The organism is uncultured Planktomarina sp. (assembly GCA_943788425.1).
GTDB lineage: Bacteria > Pseudomonadota > Alphaproteobacteria > Rhodobacterales > Rhodobacteraceae > Planktomarina.
Genome location: CALSQF010000007.1, coordinates 1 through 17,578, shown reverse-complemented (window position 1 = coordinate 17,578; position 17,578 = coordinate 1). Strand labels below are relative to the sequence as shown.

At 50.1% G+C, this 17,578-nt stretch carries 20 protein-coding genes, 1 tRNA gene and 2 pseudogenes; 21 read left to right on the top strand and 2 right to left on the bottom strand.

Annotation, left to right across the window (positions count from 1 at the left end):
* Positions 1-52 precede the first annotated feature (52 nt).
* The 12 genes and pseudogenes from ABLW18_RS08505 to ABLW18_RS08450 form a co-directional block, all read left to right on the top strand.
* Positions 53-202 carry a hypothetical protein gene (locus ABLW18_RS08505; protein WP_347824393.1) on the top strand — a complete coding sequence of 50 codons (150 nt, stop codon included), beginning with the start codon at positions 53-55 and terminating at the stop codon, positions 200-202.
* A complete protein-coding gene (murA, locus tag ABLW18_RS08500) occupies positions 203-1,471 on the top strand; it encodes a UDP-N-acetylglucosamine 1-carboxyvinyltransferase (protein ID WP_347824392.1) in 1,269 nt (422 codons plus the stop codon).
* Positions 1,468-1,926, top strand: coding sequence for a DUF2948 family protein (locus ABLW18_RS08495; protein ID WP_347824391.1), 459 nt, complete (start codon positions 1,468-1,470; stop codon positions 1,924-1,926). The genes murA and ABLW18_RS08495 overlap by 4 nt, the downstream gene beginning before the upstream one ends.
* 65 nt (positions 1,927-1,991) lie before the next feature.
* Positions 1,992-3,297 (top strand): annotated as a pseudogene (gene hisD, locus ABLW18_RS08490) (histidinol dehydrogenase).
* Positions 3,294-3,773 (top strand): UPF0262 family protein, encoded by a 480-nt coding sequence (locus tag ABLW18_RS08485; protein ID WP_347824390.1) that lies wholly within the window; start codon positions 3,294-3,296, stop codon positions 3,771-3,773. Before hisD ends, ABLW18_RS08485 begins: the two are co-directional and overlap by 4 nt.
* 5 nt (positions 3,774-3,778) lie before the next feature.
* A complete protein-coding gene (locus ABLW18_RS08480) occupies positions 3,779-4,237 on the top strand; it encodes a low molecular weight phosphatase family protein (RefSeq protein ID WP_347824389.1) in 459 nt (152 codons plus the stop codon).
* 202 nt (positions 4,238-4,439) lie between these two features.
* Positions 4,440-4,658 carry a translation initiation factor IF-1 gene (infA, locus tag ABLW18_RS08475; RefSeq protein ID WP_044048756.1) on the top strand — a complete coding sequence of 73 codons (219 nt, stop codon included), beginning with the start codon at positions 4,440-4,442 and terminating at the stop codon, positions 4,656-4,658.
* Positions 4,618-5,232 (top strand): Maf family protein, encoded by a 615-nt coding sequence (locus ABLW18_RS08470; RefSeq protein WP_347824388.1) that lies wholly within the window; start codon positions 4,618-4,620, stop codon positions 5,230-5,232. Before infA ends, ABLW18_RS08470 begins: the two co-directional genes overlap by 41 nt.
* The gene (locus ABLW18_RS08465) at positions 5,229-6,251 is read left to right on the top strand and encodes a ribonuclease E/G (protein ID WP_347824387.1); all 1,023 of its coding nucleotides are present in this window, start codon (positions 5,229-5,231) and stop codon (positions 6,249-6,251) included. The genes ABLW18_RS08470 and ABLW18_RS08465 overlap by 4 nt, the downstream gene beginning before the upstream one ends.
* Positions 6,248-6,421, top strand: coding sequence for a DNA gyrase inhibitor YacG (gene yacG, locus ABLW18_RS08460; RefSeq protein ID WP_347824386.1), 174 nt, complete (start codon positions 6,248-6,250; stop codon positions 6,419-6,421). Before ABLW18_RS08465 ends, yacG begins: the two co-directional genes overlap by 4 nt.
* 156 nt (positions 6,422-6,577) lie before the next feature.
* A tRNA-Phe gene (locus ABLW18_RS08455) sits at positions 6,578-6,652 on the top strand.
* A 278-nt stretch (positions 6,653-6,930) separates the two neighbouring features.
* Positions 6,931-7,011, top strand: a pseudogene (locus ABLW18_RS08450) (IS6 family transposase); the annotation flags it as partial.
* Between the two features lie 102 nt (positions 7,012-7,113).
* Here ABLW18_RS08450 and ABLW18_RS08445 read toward each other — a convergent pair.
* On the bottom strand, positions 7,114-8,190 hold the full coding sequence (locus ABLW18_RS08445; RefSeq protein WP_347824385.1) for a maleylacetate reductase: 1,077 nt from the start codon (positions 8,188-8,190) through the stop codon (positions 7,114-7,116).
* A gap of 183 nt (positions 8,191-8,373) precedes the next feature.
* On the opposite strand from ABLW18_RS08445, the gene ABLW18_RS08440 reads away from it, so the two are divergent.
* From ABLW18_RS08440 to ABLW18_RS08430, 3 genes are read left to right on the top strand one after another with little or no spacing between them, the layout of a single operon-like run.
* The gene (locus ABLW18_RS08440) at positions 8,374-9,063 is read left to right on the top strand and encodes a dienelactone hydrolase family protein (protein WP_347824384.1); all 690 of its coding nucleotides are present in this window, start codon (positions 8,374-8,376) and stop codon (positions 9,061-9,063) included.
* A 33-nt stretch (positions 9,064-9,096) separates the two neighbouring features.
* Positions 9,097-9,522 (top strand): carboxymuconolactone decarboxylase family protein, encoded by a 426-nt coding sequence (locus tag ABLW18_RS08435; RefSeq protein WP_347824383.1) that lies wholly within the window; start codon positions 9,097-9,099, stop codon positions 9,520-9,522.
* A gap of 3 nt (positions 9,523-9,525) precedes the next feature.
* Entirely contained in the window at positions 9,526-10,425 is a 900-nt protein-coding gene (locus tag ABLW18_RS08430) for an NAD(P)-dependent oxidoreductase (RefSeq protein ID WP_347824382.1), read from the top strand.
* A gap of 7 nt (positions 10,426-10,432) precedes the next feature.
* On the opposite strand, the gene ABLW18_RS08425 is transcribed toward ABLW18_RS08430, so the two are convergent.
* Positions 10,433-11,140, bottom strand: a complete 708-nt coding sequence (locus tag ABLW18_RS08425) for a GntR family transcriptional regulator (protein WP_347824381.1) — start codon at positions 11,138-11,140, stop codon at positions 10,433-10,435.
* 240 nt (positions 11,141-11,380) lie between these two features.
* Between ABLW18_RS08425 and dctP the strand changes: the two genes are divergently transcribed.
* The 6 genes from dctP to ABLW18_RS08395 form a co-directional block, all read left to right on the top strand.
* Positions 11,381-12,412: a TRAP transporter substrate-binding protein DctP gene (dctP, locus tag ABLW18_RS08420; protein WP_347824380.1), complete on the top strand. Its 1,032-nt coding sequence runs from the start codon at positions 11,381-11,383 to the stop codon at positions 12,410-12,412.
* Between the two features lie 95 nt (positions 12,413-12,507).
* Complete coding sequence (locus tag ABLW18_RS08415; RefSeq protein WP_347824379.1) at positions 12,508-13,086, top strand: TRAP transporter small permease; 579 nt, start codon at positions 12,508-12,510, stop codon at positions 13,084-13,086.
* A 12-nt stretch (positions 13,087-13,098) separates the two neighbouring features.
* Positions 13,099-14,406 carry a TRAP transporter large permease gene (locus ABLW18_RS08410; protein WP_347824378.1) on the top strand — a complete coding sequence of 436 codons (1,308 nt, stop codon included), beginning with the start codon at positions 13,099-13,101 and terminating at the stop codon, positions 14,404-14,406.
* Between the two features lie 3 nt (positions 14,407-14,409).
* Positions 14,410-15,534: a mandelate racemase/muconate lactonizing enzyme family protein gene (locus ABLW18_RS08405; protein ID WP_347824377.1), complete on the top strand. Its 1,125-nt coding sequence runs from the start codon at positions 14,410-14,412 to the stop codon at positions 15,532-15,534.
* A 21-nt stretch (positions 15,535-15,555) separates the two neighbouring features.
* Positions 15,556-16,335, top strand: coding sequence for a citryl-CoA lyase (locus tag ABLW18_RS08400; RefSeq protein ID WP_347824376.1), 780 nt, complete (start codon positions 15,556-15,558; stop codon positions 16,333-16,335).
* Positions 16,336-16,342: 7 nt separating this feature from the next.
* On the top strand, positions 16,343-17,578 hold a 1,236-nt coding region (locus ABLW18_RS08395), incomplete at its 3' end, for a long-chain fatty acid--CoA ligase (RefSeq protein ID WP_347824375.1).

Genomic DNA, 17,578 nt, shown 5'->3' with positions numbered 1-17,578 from the left:
CAAAGCATGCCGGCGGCTGGACCGCGCGCAAAGCTTGAGTTAAGCCAGCGTTATGGCAGACAAGCACAAATCGACCCCTAAGTCGGTCCAGTCTGAGCGTGAAGCACGCTTGAAAGCCGCCCTGAAGGCGAATATGGGCCGGCGTAAGGCGCAGGCCCGGGCGCGCGCGCGTGACGATGGAACCGACAAAAAGGACAGTTGAATGGATTCGATTTTGGTAACTGGTGGTAGTGCGCTGCATGGAGAAATCCCCATTGCTGGCGCAAAAAATGCCTGTCTGACCCTGATGCCCGCCACATTGCTCAGTGAGGAACCCATCACTTTAACCAATGCGCCGCGCCTATCGGACATCAAGACCATGGGCGTCCTGCTTGAGAGCCTTGGGACAGAAGTAACCACCATGCAGGATGGCAAGGTGTTAACCATGTGCTCCCACAACCTCGACAATTTGACAGCCGACTATGATATTGTGCGTAAAATGCGCGCCTCAATTCTCGTGCTCGGACCAATGCTGGCGCGTGCGGGGCAAGCGGTCGTCTCTCTGCCCGGTGGTTGTGCCATTGGCGCGCGACCCGTCGACCTGCACCTCAAAGCGATGGAAACGCTTGGAGCACAGATTGAGTTGCGCGACGGCTATGTCCACGCCAAAGCGCCGCAAGGTTTAAAAGGCGCCACGATCGAATTTCCCTTCGTCTCTGTTGGCGCCACAGAAAATGCGCTTTTGGCCGCAACATTGGCTCAAGGCACAACCATCCTAAAAAAGGCGGCGCGTGAGCCCGAAATAGTTGATCTCGCCGAATGCCTTATTGCCATGGGCGCGCAGATTGACGGGCATGGCACCTCCACCATCACCATCCAAGGGGTGGACCGGCTGCATGGGGCCACTCATCCGGTTGTGACAGACCGTATTGAGCTGGGCACCTATATGCTAGCCCCGGCGATAACGGGTGGAGAAGTGGAATGTCTAGGTGGGAAAATTGAACTTCTGACGGCTTTTTGTGAGAAATTGGATGAAGCAGGCCTAAGCGTTGAGCAAACCCAGCAGGGTCTCAAAGTGAAACGCACAAATGCAGACATCAAAGCCATAAATGTGACCACCGAACCCTTCCCAGGTTTTCCGACAGACTTACAAGCCCAGATGATGGCATTGCTTTGCACGGCCAGAGGAACCTCCGTTTTAGAGGAGAAAATATTTGAAAATCGCTTTATGCATGCACCTGAACTGAGCCGCATGGGGGCGCAGATTGAGGTGAATGGCGGCATGGCGACGGTCACTGGCGTGGAACGTCTGAAAGGGGCGCCGGTTATGGCCACCGATCTACGCGCCTCGATCTCTTTGATCCTGGCGGGGCTTACGGCCGAAGGCGAGACTTTAGTAAATCGCGTCTACCATCTGGACCGCGGCTATGAGCGGGTGGAAGAAAAACTCGGCAATTGTGGCGCTAAAATTGAGCGGATCACGGGCCAGTGAATGATGCGCACTTTGAAGATGGCCTGGAAAAGCCTCTGCTCTTAATCGCCTTCGACAAGGAAGATTTACAAGTGCTCTCCGCCATGACCCAAGATGCGGTCCTGCCTGTAGCACAGATGGCTTGGCATGGCTCTAAACGTCGTTTTGCATTGCTGCTCAACCGCTTTCGCTGGGAGGCTCGTGGCGCGTCCCAGGTCGAGCGCGTGCAATCAGTTTTGAGCTTTGAGGATGTTAAAGCGGTTCAAACCCAAGGGTTCGATCGCACAGATCCAGATTTGGTCCTGAGCTTGCTCAGCCTCACATTTACCCCCGAGACTGATGGGGCGGGCGCTTGCCTTCTCACTTTCGCGGGCGATGGAGCGATACGGCTTGAGGTGGAGGCGCTTGAAGCCGGCCTGCGCGATGTAACACGCCCCTATCTCTCCCCGGCCAACCGTGCGCCCAGCCATGATTAACCTAAAGCGACCGGCTTGAGGCTTGGGCCACATCGCGCTAAGTCAGGGCAATCTTGGGGGATCGAATGCCACAAACTCTGAATATCAATCAGGCTGATTTTGAAGCCTGCTTTCTGGCCTTGCTGACAGCGAAGCGGGAAAACAGCCCCGATGTGGATGCCATTGTCGCAGATATCATCACAGATGTGCGCACCCGCGGAGATGATGCGGTCATTGAGCTGACCGCAAAATTTGATCGACTTAATCTGACGCCCGACACTTTGGCCTTTTCACGTGAAGAGATCATGGCCCATTGCGCAACCGTGCCCAGCGTTGAACGCGAGGCGCTCGAGTCGGCCGCAGATCGTATTCGTGCCTATCACGCCCGGCAATTGCCAGCAGATGCCCTATGGGAAGATGAAACTGGCGCAGAGTTAGGTTGGCGCTGGACCCCAGTATCGGCAGCGGGGCTTTATGTGCCCGGTGGGCTGGCCTCCTATCCCTCTTCCGTTCTGATGAACGCAATTCCGGCAAAAGTGGCCGGGGTTGAACGTTTGGCAATCTGCGTACCAACGCCAGACGGGGGTAACGAATCCGCTGGTGCTTCTAGCCGCGCATATTGCCGGGGTCGATGAAATTTACCGCATCGGGGGTGCGCAGGCCATTGCCGCGCTGGCCTATGGCACTGGTACCATCGCTCCAGTCGATAAAATCACCGGCCCCGGCAATGCTTTCGTCGCCGCGGCCAAGCGGCGGGTTTTTGGTAAAGTCGGCATTGATATGATCGCCGGACCCTCCGAGATTCTTGTGATCGCAGATGGGGAGAATGACCCGGCGTGGATCGCAACAGATTTGCTCAGCCAAGCGGAACATGACGAAAGCGCACAATCCATTTTAATCACCGATGATGCAAAATTTGGTGAAAGGGTGATGCAAGCAGTCACTCAGCAGTTGGAAACTTTGGAACGCCGCGCGATTGCAGCCGAGTCTTGGCGCAATTTTGGCGCGGTAATTGTGGTGAATGATATGGCAGAGGCCGCGGCCCTATCCAATCGACTCGCGCCTGAGCATTTGGAACTCTGCATCGCTGATCCCGATAGCTTGGCAGCGCAGATCACCCATGCCGGCGCAATTTTCTTAGGCGCTTGGACGCCAGAGGCAATTGGAGATTACATTGGCGGGCCCAATCATGTTCTGCCAACAGCGCGGTCAGCGCGATTCTCTTCCGGCCTCTCAGTCATGGATTTCATCAAACGCACTACTTTGACCAAAATGACCCCGGCTTCATTGGCCGCCATCGGTCCTGCGGCTGAGGTATTGGCCATTTCCGAAGGCCTCGAAGCGCATGGATTGTCAGTGCGCGCTCGGTTAGATAAATTAAACAGTAAATGAGCTACATTTCAAAAATATCTCTGGACGACAGCAATCTCCCGCCCCCTACTCCTGAAATTGACCAAGAGCGGAAGGTGGCGATTTTTGATCTTTTAGAAGGCAACAGCTTCACCTTGCCGGCCCGCGATGAGACCCCGTCACCAAGCGGGCCCTATCGGCTGGAACTTTTCATACGCGACCGACGCCTGGTCTTTGATCTTACCACTGAAGATGAAGTGAAAGCCGCTGAATTTCACCTGTCCCTTGGCCCCTTTCGCCAAGTGGTGAAAGACTACTTTCAAATTTGTGAAAGCTATTTTGAAGCCGTGAAGACCCTCCCGCCCAGCCAAATTGAAACCATCGATATGGCCCGGCGCGGGATCCACAATGAAGGCGCGCGGGTCCTACAAGAGCGCCTTAATGGCAAAGCCGATATTGATGAGCAAACGGCGCGTCGACTGTTCACACTTATTTGCGTTTTGCATTTCGGGGGATAACTTAGATGTCGCGGCTTCCCCAATCTGTTTTGTTTTGCTGCGACCACAATGCCGTGCGCTCTCCCATGGCGGAAGGCCTTATGAAGAAATTCTACGGCCATGAAACCTACGTGCAATCAGCCGGTGTTTTGGCCGATATGGATGTTGATGGATTTGCCATCTCTGTTTGCTCTGAACTCGGGATTGAGCTGGCACGCCATAAAACGCGGTCCTTTGACGAAATGCAAAAACTCGGTGATGAGCTCTCGTCTTTTGACCTTATCGTTGCGCTCTCGCCTACCAGCCAACGTGAGGCAAAAGAGATTACACGCTTTTACGCGCTGCAAGTCGAATATTGGCCGATCATGGATCCAACCGCCACGGGCGAGACCCGCGAACAAAAACTGGCGGCCTATCGCCAAGCCCGCGATCAGATCATTGAGCGACTGATCGCAAAATTCGGCCCCCCAAAAGACGGCATCTAGGCATCCTTGATAGCCATCATTTGAATTGATTTCGATGATTCTTCACAACTGCGCCGGCCCCAAAGAGGGCAAAGCTCCCAAATTCACGCCTCCCAGGCGCGATTTCGCGGAATTTACGCGGAATCTGACTTGAAAAATTGTGCAACTCCGCTCATTTAGAGGCACGCTTGGCACCAGGTCAGGCTTTTTTGAAGGAGAGACCATGGCGAAGGAAGAACCACTCGAATTTCCCGGTGTCGTAAAGGAGCTCTTGCCTAACGCGACGTTTCGGGTTGAGCTGGAAAATGGCCATGAGATCGTCGCAACAATGGCGGGCAAAATGCGCAAAAACCGAATTCGGGTTTTGACGGGCGACAAGGTGCAAGTTGCAATGACACCCTATGATTTGTCTAAAGGACGGATCAATTACCGTTTCAAGTAAACAACTGATCTTGGGATCAGGAAGCCCTCGCCGGCCTGAATTGCTGGCGGTTTTGGGGCTTTGTCCTGCTGACGTGCGCGCTCCGGATGTCGATGAAACGCCACGAAAGGGAGAATTGCCGCGCAGCTATTGCAACCGCATCACGGCTGCCAAGGCCGCAGCTTTGCCCGCAGCTGCAAATGAGGTCATTCTCTGCGCCGACACGACGGTTGCCCTCGGGCGCCGCATCATGGGCAAGCCGGCCGACAGAGTCGAGGCGCGCGTCTTTTTACAAAAGCTCTCTGGCCGCCGCCATAAGGTCATCACTGCCGTGGCCGTTAAAACCACTGAGTGTATTTGGCAAAAAGATGTCGTCTCAACCGTGCAGATGAAACGCCTCTCACCGCAAGAGCTCGAGGGGTATCTATCCACAGGGGATTGGCAGGGCAAGGCCGGCGCCTATGGAATACAGGGGCCTGCGGGCGCCTTCATCCCTTGGATTTCTGGCTCCTACTCGGCGATCATGGGCCTGCCCCTCCCAGAGACCGCACACCTGCTTCAGGCCGCAGGGCTCAATATTTGGGGGCAATCATGAAGGGCAAGCAGGTCGTTCTGGGCCACATTGGAAAGGCCAAAGTCGCGGCACTTTTGGTCGATGGGATATTGCACGACGTTCTGGTCGAAGATGTCAATCGCCTGCCCCTCGGCAGCCTTTTGCGCGCTGTCGTTGATCGCCCGGTAAAAGGCATTGGCGGCGTGATCCTTCGCCTACCCAATGGCACAGGATTCCTGAAAAAGGCCAAAGGATTGGCCCCCGGTCAGACCCTCACGGTGCAAACCTCAGGCTTTGCCGAAGATGGCAAGGCCGATCCGGTCACCCAAAGAGTATTATTAAAAAGTCGTTATGCCATTGTCACTCCGGATCAACCGGGCCTTAATATTTCGCGGCAAATTTATTCTGATGATCTGCGCGATGCGCTAACGCTTTTGGCAAAATCCGCGATGGATGGCTCCGATATGGGGCTTATCATCCGCAGCGCGGCGGCAGCAGCAGATCTCGAGGAGATTGCCGAGGACATTCAAACCATGCGTAGCACCGCAGAGACCATCGCCGCAGAAACCGGGCAAGAGCCCGAGGTTCTGCTCGAAGGCGATGATCCGCATGTGCAAGCCTGGCGCGAATGGTCTGATGTGACAGATGTGCTGACCGCCGATGCTGATCTCGAAGACAGCGGCGCTTTGGATCAAATCGAAGCTGCTCAGCAGGCTTGGGTGCCGCTGGGCAGTGGCGGCATGTTCATTGAGTGCACACGCGCCATGATCACCGTAGACATCAACACCGGCACCGACCTCTCGCCTGCAGCCTCGCTGAAGGTCAACCTGGCCGCAGCAAAAGATCTGCCCCGCCAATTGCGTCTTCGAGGGTATTCAGGGCAAATCGCAATTGATTTCGCGCCGATGAGCAAGCGAGATCGTAAACCGATAGAAGTGGCCCTGCGCGCCGCATTGCGCAGCTGCACCGTGGCCACGGAATTTGTCGGCTGGACCCCGCTGGGCCACGGTGAGCTGAAACGCAAACGCGAGCGCCCTGTGGTGCAAGATGTCCTAGGATGACTTGCCCCATCTGCAAGAAGCCAAGCGAACCTGAGCACCGCCCCTTTTGCTCTGCACGGTGCAAAGACGTTGACCTCAGCAAATGGTTGATCGGTGGCTATGTGATTGCAAATGATGATGAAAGCGATAGTACCGAAGTTGAAAGTCAAACCTGCGATCCAGAAGTCTAGCCCCGCAAAATAGCCCGGCCCAACACAGGATTGCCCGTTTCAAAACCGGCAAATTTTATTTTCGACCTTTTTGCTTAGAAAATCCGCGGAATCAGCTGGACAGTCCTAAGCGGGTCGCCTAAATACGCCTCAGCCTCGAGGAAATTCCTCACCCATGCCCGGGTAGCTCAGGGGTAGAGCAGTGGACTGAAAATCCTCGTGTCGGTGGTTCAAATCCGCCCCCGGGCACCACAACTTCAACGAAAATAGAAGTTTAACCTAAGTGGTCACACCAAGTTATACTTGGAGTATTTTGTCTGAATATAACCTTTTTGTCAAAGAGTGTGTGACCAGTGTGTGACCGTGAATGTGCGGACGATCGCGTAAAGCGTGGGGTTACTGTGTCTGATCGCTACAGTTGAGCCGCAGGACCACGGACCGGGGCCCCCAATCCCAGGGCCCCGCGTCTCGGACCACGGGCCCTTAGTATTAGCGTTGTAAATTCATTCGGGGGCGGTTTTGTTTGGTAACGCCATCTCTATTCACGCCTCAATTTCAAGCTGAACCGTGCCGCTGCTCTCGCCGAGTGGCGCCAATTATTGAGCGCATAGATTTAGGCTGTGCCAGAAATCTGGTGCTGGTTCTCATTTGTCTGACAGCACCCTCGCATGTCTAACGTCAGAGTCTTTGGGACAGATTGGACGATTTAGGTGCTATTGATCCGGATCATATTTTGGGGGTTCACCAATCCAAACGCGTTGCAAAAGCTTAGTCAGTGCACCGCGGTTCATTTTTCGAGGATTCCAGTAAGGAGTATTCATGATCTGATCAACAATTACTTCAATACCACTCTCAGGCATCCCTAAATCCTTGAGACTAGTGTAGACTCCAATCTCTAAATTAAAGTTGTATAAACCTAAAGCTGCATTTTGATTTCCTATAGAGTTGGCAATTGTTTCTACTGCAGCAACTGCTGCCTTTGAATTGTAAGCAATTGCATGTGGCAGTACGTTCGCATGAATATCTGCATGCGGCAAATTAAAAGAACCACCGAGGGCATGGCAAATCTTGTGATGCAATGCCATTGAAACCTGCCCCTGAACGATCGAACAGAGCCATGCACCATAAAGAGCATTAAACCTTCCTTCTCGATCTTCTGGATTCGCCACAATCTTTGGAAGCGCTTCGCGTAGTACGGATATTCCTTCTGCAGCCATTAGATTAACTACAGGATTTGTATTTTTTGCATAAAGGGCTTCGGCAGAATGGGCGATTGCGTTTACACCGGAAGCCGCAGCAAAGCGAGATGGGAGAGTATGTGTCAATGCAACGTCGTAGATAACTGTTTCAGGTAGAACCTTTCTTGACGAGATTGTGGTCTTCACACCATGCTCAGTTTGACCCAGGTACGGAGACATCTCGGATCCGGCATAGGTCGTCGGTATGACCAATTGTGGACAGTCTGTCCTCAGGGCTATCGCCTTTCCTAAGCCAATTGTTGACCCGCCACCGATGGCAACAGTGCCGTCTGCTTTCCGTGCTTGAAAAAAAGCTATTGCATCTTCCGTGACAGCAACAGGGGTGTGCATTTTAGCACATGGATAGACACCAGCGCTCAATGACCCCAAAAGGTCAGCTATCTGTTTTCCCTTGTCCTCAAATTCTGGCGTTGTCAGAACAATAGCCCGTTTTACACCAAGCTTTTCAACCTCAGCGCGAACAGAATCTATTGTGCTATAGCCAAAAACCACATGGGCGGGAAGGCCGTTATATTCAAATGTACGTTTCATCGGTGTCTGCCATTTCAGTGAACTATCTTGTTATGCGTCCCTCAGTATCACGAATTTTATTTCTTAATTTAGCTGGGCTGTAATCTTCGCGATAAGCTGATTCATATCTTGAACTTTCTTAATATATAATGGTAATACGGTATTATCAATAGTGAATTAAGATTCTATAAAAGGAGAAAAATTGTGAATGACATTTCAATTCCTGTCTCTGGAGCCTCAATGCGGTCGTCACTCTTTACGCCAAAAATGACGCCAGCTCCCGGTGTTGTAATCCTTCAGGAAATTTTCGGTGTTAACGAGTTTGTAAAATGGATTGCAGCCAGATTGGCTGAAGACGGATTCACTGTGATCGCTCCGGATCTGTATCATCGCATCGAACCTGATATCAGTCTGGGATATGATGAGGCCAGTTTGAAAAAAGCGTTGCAGTATTATAATTTATTAGATCAGCAAGCAGCTCAAGCTGATGCAGAAGCTGCTGTTGATGCGTTGCGGTCTCACGAGCTTTGCACAGGTAAAGTCAGCGCGGTTGGTTTTTGCCTTGGCGGAAAGATAGTTCTGAAGGCAGCTGCGAAAGGTTTGTTGGATGCCGGTGGAGCTTTCTATCCTGTAGAGGTGCCGACATACAAGGAAAAACTAGGCGAGATTGATTGCCCAGTTCAGGTTCATTTGGGAAGCGAAGACCCTCACTCGTCTGAAAAAACACGTGATATTCTGAGTGCCGCGATGGATGTACTCGACGGCGGTGAATATTATCTTCATGCAGGTGGACAGCACGGATTTTTTAACCCGATCAGGGAAACCGCCTACCATCCAGAGGCGACCGAGCGGGCTTATTTGGATTTGCTGAGGTTCTTGCGGGAAAATCTGTAACTGAATACTGGGTTATCAATAATAGGAAAAAAAATGACTGAAAAAAATAGGAAAAAAATGACTGAAAAAGCTTTTGAAAATGGGCTCAAGATTCGAAGGGAGGTCATGGGCGATTTCTATGTTGATCGAGCTCTGGACAATCTTTCCGACTTCAATCGAGATATCCAAGACTTTGTGACCCGCCACTGCTGGAATGATGTTTGGGGACGCCCCGGTCTTGAGAGAAAAACAAGAAGCCTTTTAAACATTGTAATGTTGACTGCTTTGAACAGGTCCCACGAGCTTGAAGCTCATGTTATTGGCGCAGTCAACAATGGATGCACCACCGAAGAGATTTCCGAAGCCTTACTGCAGGCAACGGTTTATTGCGGCTTCCCAGCTGGTATTGACGCATTTCGAACTGCGAAGGCAGTTTTGGAAAAGAATGGGCTGCTCGCAGGCACTAATGAGGCTACTTAATTCATGATGAGAATTGGTTTTGTAGGGCTTGGAATCATGGGCAAGCCGATGGCTTCCTGTCTTGTATCATCAGGGAAATACAGGGTTATTGGATATGACATATCAATTGAGAATATGGAGGCGGCGGCAGAATTGGGTGTGGATAAGCATGCGGGGTCTCTGCGTGAATTAGCTGAGATTACGGACCTTATAATACTGATGCTTCCAAATGGAGATATTGTTAAAAATGTTGTTCTAGGCGATGACCAGGAAGGTCTTATCAACGGCTTGAAAAAGGGTAGCACAATTCTCGATATGTCCTCGGTCTCTCCGTTCCAAACTCAGGAGCTCTCCAAAATACTTGCAGCTGATGGGATCATGCTTGTCGATGCACCAGTTTCGGGTAACGTAACAAGGGCTTGCACTGGACAACTTGCCGTTATGGCAGGGGGTGATGCTGAAGCGATTGAATATGTACGGGGACCACTCAGCGCAATGTCGCGTCAAATAACTCATGTTGGGCCTGTTGGATCAGGGCACGCGATTAAGTCTCTCAATAACCTTTTGTCAGCATCAGGATTGATTGCTGCAGGCGAGGTGTTGCTAATCGGCAAAAAGTTTGGGTTGGATAGTCAAGTTATGTTGGATGTTCTGAACGCCTCGACCGGACGAAACAATTCAACTGAAAACAAGATTGGGCAATTTGTTCTTTCGCGCAAATTCGACAGTGGTTTTGCATTAAACCTTATGGCTAAGGATTTGGCGATAGCGCTCGATGTGGCTAACAGGTGCGGTGCTCCTAGTAGGCATAGTGTCCTAACTCGAGAAATGGTGGATGCTGCCAACTCTGAAGAGGGAGCAGGCTCCGACCACACAGCGCTGATACGATGGCTGGAGCGCCTCTCAGGCCTAGAATTGGATTGATAGCCGATCAGGTTGACTTGGCTTTCCGCTTCATTGGCTTTACCATTGGCTGCTCTAAGTGCTGCCGCTTGAGTTCTTCCCGCGCAACTAACGCTACCGACTCAATATGTGCAATAAATGCGCGCTCCGCAGCAGTTGCATCCTGTTTCTTGATGGCCTCAAAAACTTTGGAAAGCTCACTTACAGCGTTTGGCAGTCGCCCCGGCGCAGATAGAGTTGTCAGCCGCATAATTGCCACCCTTGTGTGAATGCGGTCCAACATCCCACGTAAAGGTTCATTATTAATTGTATCAAGGACTGTATTATGAAAATCAGAAACCCCTGATAATACCGCTCTGATATCCTCCTCAATTGCTGAGGCCTTTATACGATCAAAAATCCTGAGCACTCTTGAAATATCTCGCTGTGACGCAATCTCTACAAATTTTCTTGTTGCTAGGCCTGCTAAAATGCCTCTAATTTCGTAAATTTGAACAGCTTCCTCAGGGGATAAAACCGCTACAACGGGCCCGATTTGCGGGATATTCACAACCAGCCCTTCCGACTCAAATTCCCGAAGAACCTCCCGAATGATGGTGCGGCTCACCTCGTATCTCTCACAAAGTTCACGTTCAATCAGTCGGCTACCCGGCGAGAAAGCCAGATTTGCCAAATCGGCTTTCAATTCCTGTGCGATCTCCTGACGGAGGGGAGCCGCAACGTTGGGTCTTCTCATATTTGTTCTTTCTTTTAACCAAGTAGTCTCAGGATGGCATAATCAATATTATCATAATGTCGAATTCAGAAAACATTTGTCAAATATTTACTCTAAATTTCCACTGGAATAGCAAATTAAGTGCATAAATAAAGCATTTTGTTACCCAAGCAACCTATATATTTATAAAATATTGCGTAATACCGTAATATCATTATATAACTGATTCGAACGTTGCTTTATTTGAAGGAGGAAACTTTCATGTTCAAATCTACTTTCTGGGTCTGTGCCTTAACATTTACCGGTGCCTTTCTTGCGCCGGTTGCATCGATAGCAGAAGTTGAAGGACCAAAAGTAAATTGGGACCTCAATGCACATGGTGGCTCACGCGCACTGACCCGCGGGATCGAAGCCATGTCCGAATACATTTCAGAACAAACTGGCGGTAATTTTTCTATCAATATACATTACGGTGGCGCTCTTGCGAAACCCCAGGATAATATCGATAGTATCAAACTGGGCGCATTTGAGATGGGTCTTTGGAGTTCTGCTTGGTCACCTGCAAAAGCCCCGGCTCTTTCGGCCCTGACGCTTCCCTTCTTGCCTCTTGAAAGTATTGATGAGGTGGCACGAGTCCACCAATCCTACCTGAATCATCCAGTTTTAGTTGAAGAGGCCGCTAAATGGGGAGCTATTTATTTAACAACACAACTCATTCCCGAAAGTAGTGTCATGGCTAAAGGCGATACGCCTAAGAGCCTGGATGATCTAAAAGGATTGCGGGTTCGTATTATTGGAAATGGCGCACGAGTCGCTGAACTGCTTGGTGCGACGCCGGTGTCAATCCCAGGGTTTGAGACTTATCCAAGCATGCAGCGTGGAACAATGGACGGGGTATCTTTTCCGAGTTATGGCTATTCAGCATTTAAGGTTGATGAACTGTCTGATTGGTATTCCGATGATATCAAGTTTGGTCGCCTTGTCACAGTTTCGCTAGTGAGCAAGCAGGCTTTTGAAGAGCTTCCTGCGCAATATCAGCAACTTCTCATAAATTCTATTCCCGTTGCACAGGGTGCATTAAAGGATGCATATGGAGGTATCGAAGAAGTGAATTTCCCCAAGTGGAAAGAGATGGGTATAGACAGGGTTAGCTTTGATCCCGCTGCAATCGAAACAATGGAGATAGAAAATTCAGCGTCAATCTACGCTGACTGGATCGCATCTGCAAGTGAGCGGGGCGTTCCAGCTCAGGAACTGCTTGATTTCCTTCTGAGCGAGGCATCTGAAAACTAGTCGATTTCCACCCAACCAAATGTGGGGGCGATGTCTCAAATGATTTCGCCCCTGCTTCCCAGTGTCGTCGGGTGTAAATAACAAAGGTGGTGGAAATGCCAAACGATCAAAATAAGCTGACAAATGGGCTCACAGTTGTTGATCGCAGCCTTCAAAAAGTTGAGTTTTGCACAGCATCTATAGGAGCAATTGTCGTTTTTTTCATGATGCTAGCAGGAGCAGCTGAAATTTTTCTTCGCTCGCTTCTTGATTCGCCCATCCCAGGCTATCTTGAAGCTGTGGAAATAAGCATCGTTGCCTTTGCCGTTTTGCCAATTTCCTATTGTTATCAGAGAGATGGCCACCTGAAAATGGATTTGATGGTACGTCGCTCTTCGGGCCGCCGTATGTGGTTTTACAAAACGTTTGCCACCGCTACTGCCCTAGCCTTTATCCTTATTATTCTACCCTCTTTATTCGACTTCTACCGCAATTCGCTTGTGCTAGGGGACTCAACAATGAACATGGAATGGCCAATCTGGCCGTCCAAACTTGCCGCGGTGGTGGGTCTCAGCGTCTTTGCTATGCGTCTGGCGATTGAACTCGTCGCCAGCCTGCGCATGCTCGCCGATCCGAACGCCACAGAAATAGCACTACCAAAACAGGCAGACCCTCTCAAAGAAGCAATCGACTGAGGCAGCATTATCATGGATAATATCACCGTTGGCTATTTAGGCTTTGTTGTTCTCATCGTGCTGATTTTTCTGGGTGTGCGTATTTTCATTGCGGCCGGTCTAGTTGGCTTTCTCGGCCTGCTTTACATGAAAAATTGGAAGGTTGCTGCTGGGGTTGCCGGTATGGCACCCCATTCAGAGGTTTCAAATTTCACGCTGTCGGTACTGCCAATGTTTATCCTGATTGGCTTCTTTGCTCACCATGGTGGGATGGTGAAGGGTGCCTACCGCTTTGCAAAGGCCTGGCTTGGCTGGCTGCCCGGCGGTCTGGCTATTGGTACTGTATTTGCCACCGCTTCCTTTGGAGCGGTCTCCGGTGCTAGCAGCGCTACAGCAGCAGTCTTTTCTCACATCGCTATCCCTGAGATGCTTAAGAGTAAGTATCAACCGGCTATCTCTGCTGCTGTAGTCGCTGCGGGTGGCACGCTTGCTTCGCTAATCCCACCCTCAGCGATACTTGTAATCTATGGTATAATCGTCGAAGAATCAGTCGGAGATCTGCTGCTGGCAGGCTTTATCCCCGGTATAATTACAGCTCTCATCTACATTTTGCTGTTGGTCGGGATGTTCAAGGTTAAACCTGAGCTTGGTCCATCAGTCACAGGCATTTCTTGGGGCGAACGTTTTGCCTCCATCGGAGGCGTGTTGCCTATCGTCGTTGTGATTTCCGTGATCATGGGCGGTATGTATACCGGTTGGGCTACCCCGACCGAGGTTGGGGCTCTCGGGGCTTTTATTGTCTTCGTACTTGCATTGTTACGCGGCAGACTGAATTTCTCCAACCTCTCTCAGTCGCTTATAGAAACAGTCAAGCTGTCAGCAATGATATTCTCAGTCATCTGGGGCATCGTTACTTTCGTGCGATTTCTTGGCTTTGCGGGCCTACCCTCTGCAGCAGCAGAATGGGTTTCAAGCCTGCCAATCTCGCCCTTTGCCACACTTCTCGTAATACTGCTGATGTATCTGTTTCTAGGTATGTTTATGAATGCAATCGGCATGTTGCTTTTGACTCTTCCAGTTATCCACCCAGTTATTATTAGCCTAGGCTTTGACCCTATTTGGTTCGGTATCATTCTTGTAAAGATGGTTGAAATTGGTCTTGTGACCCCACCAATTGGCCTTAACTGCTATGTAGTTTCTGGAGTCAGACCCGATATACCTATTGAAAAAATCTTCCGTGCTGTTTTGCCGTTCGTTTTGGCGGATATTGCTGCCGTCGCCCTGTTTGTTATGTTCCCTGAAATCGTAACCTTCCTACCAGACTTGGTCAAAGGGCGCTGAGAAATGCGAATCGCTGAGCTTTCAACACTGGTGGTTAGACAACCCGTAAAAAGAGGGGCCATAACCTTTAAGTTTGGGGCTGTAACAGTTGTGGAAAGCCTTATAATAAAGCTCACGACCGAAGAAGGAGAAGATGGTTTTGGTGTGATTGAGGCTACGCCACCACTCGGCCTGCCTGTCACATCCGTTCTCCCCATTCTTGGTATTTTCAGGGAAGTTGTCGTTGGCAGGGAGGTCGTGGATCATCTCCAAATCCTAACGGAAATCCGGCATAAACTCTTTAGCCTGAACTATTCATTCAATCCGATCCTCGCGGCGATTGACTCAGCCTTGCATGACCTGGCAGCGCGCTTAGCGGGTGTTTCCTTATGCAAATATTTGGGCTGTGCTTCAAACGGGGGAAGTGTTGAAACTCTTGATGTAATCCCCTTGAGTTCCAGAGAGCAGACGCAAGTTGACATAGAAGAATGTATTTCAAAAGGAACAAATGCCGTAAAGTTAAAACTCACTGGAAATGGAGAAGGCGATATTTCAAAGGTTCGCCATGTTCGGGAAGTTTTTGGCAATGGCCTTCAAATCTATTGTGACGCAAACGGGTCATACGAATATGACAGTGCACAAGATGCTGCTGCTCTGCTTGCTGCGTTAGGTGTTGTAAGTTTCGAACAACCTGTGACCGGCGATGATCTGGTTGCAATGGCTGCACTTACCGCATCCCGCAACGTTGCGATTGAGGCTGACGAGTCCGTTTGTTCAAAGAGAGATGCAAATGCTATAATCAACCAGTGCGCAGCAGACATAGTGAGTTTGCGAATTTCACGCTTTGGCAGCCTCCAACAAACGGTTCATATTGCACGAAGTTGCATTGAGAACGACATGGGGTTTCGGTTTGGTGCGATGTTTACGCCTAGCCTGCAAAATGCAATTAGCGCCCATATTGCTCTGGCTTTGCCGAAACAGCGCTATGCCCATGATTTATCCATGCATGAGATGTTTCTTAATGATCCATTCGAGGGGCTTGTGCGTCGCGGCGGAAAAATAGTCATTGATCCAACAAAATTGGGGATAGGACTGAAAATCAGGTCTGACTGCGGTAAATTTTCTCCCGTTCCCTTACAAAGCCGATAACAGAAGATAGAGGCTCGAGCCATGAAAAACAACGAAACGATACGCACCGACATCGCCTGGAGCAATGAAGACCGAATTCTGGTTCATGGGCTAGATTTGCCACTGGAAATTATTGGCAAATTTAGTCTTGGTGATTTTGCTTTTCTCGAGTTGACAGGCCGGAAGCCAAACGAAGATGAATCAATTGTATTTAACGCGCTTGCAGTAACCTTAGTTGAGCATGGTTTGACGCCCAGCGTTTTATCGACACGCTTGACCTATCTCGGCGCACCAGAATCGCTTCAAGGTGCTGTTGCGGCGGGCCTCCTAGGCCTTGGCAATACCTTCGCAGGAACCATGGAAGGAGCGGCCCGGATTCTACAGGTCCACCTAAATAAAGCTCCCGACAACATTGATTTGGACGCTGTGGCGCTATCCATTGTCCAGGATCATCGAGCTAGCAAAAGTATAATCCCTGGGATTGGACATAACCTTCACAAAAAAGGTGATCCAAGAACTCCAGTCCTTTTTGATCTCGCTGCGCAGCATAATTTGTCAGGTCGCTATGTTGATCTCATGAAGCGTATTGAAATGGCTGCTGAAAGAGAATTTGGCAAGCGGCTTCCAATCAATGCAACTGGGGCTATCGGAGCTATCGGTAGTGAGCTTGGGTTGCCTTGGAATATAATGCGGGGGATTGCGGTGATGGCTAGATCAATAGGTCTTGTCGCTCATCTTTTGGAGGAGGCTAAAAACCCAATGGCCAAGCCCATCTGGGATCAGATAGAAGAACAAGCCACGAAACACATGCGGGAGTATTAAGCCAACTATGGAAAGCAAAAAATACTCCCGCGCTGCGTTTGTTTCGCACAGGTATAACTGCAGTAATTTGCTGGAAAGCCGACGGGCCAGACTGGGTGATAAAACAGCACTTGTATTTGAGGACAGGGCCTGGACCTGGAACAGATTTTCTGAAGCCGTGGAAAGGTTTGCCCTTTATTTCCAAAGCAAAGGAATTTCCCGCGGTGATCGCGTAGCACTGATTGCGACTAATTCTGATACTTATGCCATTTCTTTCCTCGCGATTGCACGGCTTAGCGCAGCGGCTGTCACAATAAACTGTGAGCTATCTTCTAGAGAAATCTTAGAAATTCTGGACAAAGTTAGGCCCAAACTCATACTTTGCTCTCAGGATCGACTAGATAAACTTAACCAGCCCGAAGCTATTTTAATGGACAGTAGCGACAGCAAAATTCCGGATTTGTGGAAACTTTCAGAGCAAGTAACTGGGAACTTGCCCGCCGAGCCCGATCCAGAATCCACCTGCTTGATAATGTTTACCTCCGGAACAACCGGATTTCCGAAAGGCGTCATGCATTCGCAACGAAATTTTGTGCTCTCAGGTGAAGGCTTTATTCAGCGCATGGACTTGTCCCACAAGGAGAGGATGCTTTGCGTGTTACCACTGTTTCATATAAATGCGCTCTTCTATTCGTTCGCAGGCGCACTCGTGTCTGGTGCTACAATAATTTTTGAGCGGCGCTTTAGTGCATCGCGCTTCTGGGAGACCGTTGCAAAAACACGTGCTTCGCAGGTGAATTTGATTGCGGCTGCAGGCAATATTTTGCTCCGTCGAAACCGATCTGAGTTCGTCGCTTCGCACGCGCTTTCGAAAATATACCTCTCTCCTCTTACCCCTGCACTCTATGCTGGTTTTCAAGCTGAGTTCAAAGTGCCTTGCCTGCGCGAAGGCTATGGCTTGACAGAAGCTCCGGGAGTCACCAATCAGCCAATTGATGAGCCCCCTAAAATTGGAAGTATTGGGCGCATTTCGCTACATCCTGATGATATGCACCCCCTTGCTGAACTGAAAATTGTAGACAGTGTAGGTGAACCGGTTGCCGATGGTGATGCCGGAGAATTACTGGTGCGTTCTCCAATTCTGATGCAGGGCTATTTTGAGGATCAAGATGCAACCCAAGCCGTAATGCAGAATGGATGGTTTCGTACCGAAGATCTTGTACGAAGGAATGACAAGGGTGATTTCTTTTTCATAGAAAGGATC